The 1,486-nt window shown below is 56.5% G+C and carries 2 protein-coding genes and 1 pseudogene; 2 read left to right on the top strand and 1 reads right to left on the bottom strand.

Annotated elements, in window-relative coordinates; genetic code table 11:
• Positions 1 to 404, bottom strand: a pseudogene (locus TSA66_RS01215) (bestrophin family protein); the annotation flags it as partial.
• A gap of 285 nt (positions 405 to 689) precedes the next feature.
• On the opposite strand from TSA66_RS01215, the gene TSA66_RS28160 reads away from it, so the two are divergent.
• Positions 690 to 914, top strand: coding sequence for a hypothetical protein (locus TSA66_RS28160; protein WP_408639468.1), 225 nt, complete (start codon positions 690 to 692; stop codon positions 912 to 914).
• The gene (locus tag TSA66_RS25250) at positions 848 to 1,258 is read left to right on the top strand and encodes a KUP/HAK/KT family potassium transporter (RefSeq protein ID WP_408639467.1); all 411 of its coding nucleotides are present in this window, start codon (positions 848 to 850) and stop codon (positions 1,256 to 1,258) included. Before TSA66_RS28160 ends, TSA66_RS25250 begins: the two co-directional genes overlap by 67 nt.
• Positions 1,259 to 1,486: the final 228 nt, after the last annotated feature.

Here is a 1,486-nt window from a genome sequence, read left to right as displayed (position 1 = left end):
CGCAGGGCATGAGCATAAGCGATGGCACGCATGATCATGCGCATCCGCACGTCCGCCAATCCGTCCTCAAAGCGTAACGGCATGGCGGCAGCAATCAAACTTTGGCATTGGCGCGCGAGATTGCGGCTTTCGTACACGAGCTGTCCCCACAACTTACGGCCTTCCCAATAGCGATCATAGGCGGCCGAATTGCGAAAGCCGAGGAAGATGGCCAGCGCCAACCCGATCAGCGTGAACGGTATGGGCGTCAAAGTGACCTTGAGGTCAAAGAACGAGCCGTGCAGCGCAGTGACGGCCACGGCCAGGATGATGTTAATGAACAGCACGACGGCCACACGCGGCAGGATCGACCCCTTCAGAACGAAGAACAGCTTCAGGCCCGAGGGGCGGTCGCGCACGATCATGGTCTTGGCAGGAATGAAATGAGAAAACGATTCTACTGCAGGAGCTTAGACGCGAGCTACCGCGTGAAAGCAGTGACCGGCTCGCTGGTGGAGACGCTCGAGGCAAGGCTGCTCATTTGCGAATGACACGGGTTCGATCTGCTCTGTATCTCCCTGTCGGCTTCTGGAAGGATCTCCACGTCATTGCCAGTCGTCCGGTGCAATCCATCAATCCCCCGGGCTGGGCGTCCTCGTCACCGGCTACCGTTGGTTGGCTGGTTCCCGCTGGTGTTGGGCGCGGTTGCCATGCTCGTGATGACGACGTGGAAGGAAGGACGGCACCTGGTATACGAAAACCTGCAGCGCCATCTCGTTCCGCTCCACGATTTTCTCCAGCCCCTGTTTATCGGCGCACCAATACGTGTGGAAGGACCGCAGTATTCTTTCGTGCGGAAGGGAAGGACGTGCCGCACGCGATGCTCCACAACCTTCTGCACAACAAGATTCTGCACGAGCGCACCGTATTCCTGACGGTGAAAAACGAAGACCTTCCTCGTGTTCCATCCTCTCAGCGGGTGCAGGTGGAAAATCTTGGTCACAACTGCTACCAGCTAAATATCCATTACGGGTTCTTGGATGAACGCGACATTCCTCAGGCGCTTAGTCAGTGTAAGGAAGTGGGGCTCGATCTCGACCCAATGCAAACATCCTACTTCATTGCACGGCAGAACGTCATCCCGCGGGTTGGCAGCGGCATGGCATTGTGGCGGGAAGCATTGTTTGCAACAATGTCACGCAATGCGCGCGATGCAGCGGATTACTACCGGGTGCAGGCCAATAGAGTCATCGAACTTGGGACGCAAGTAGAAATATAGATATAGGTGCAATTCGCGGATTTCGACGGCGCCAGAAAGTCATGAATGGCTTCTTAGGATCGACTGTTCCATGTCATGCGTTCCTGACAGTCGTCTGGAACGGACATCACCATGGATTCCCAAATAGGCTCACAGCGGCCGATTCTGTTTGCAAGGACTTCCCCTGAGAGTCAAAGAGAAATGAAGGCGGTGCCTGCGGCAGCAGGCACCGCAACCATCGCGGAGGCC

Source organism: Noviherbaspirillum autotrophicum, from assembly GCF_000818395.1.
GTDB lineage: Bacteria > Pseudomonadota > Gammaproteobacteria > Burkholderiales > Burkholderiaceae_D > Noviherbaspirillum > Noviherbaspirillum autotrophicum.
This window is presented reverse-complemented; position numbering and strand designations above follow the sequence as displayed.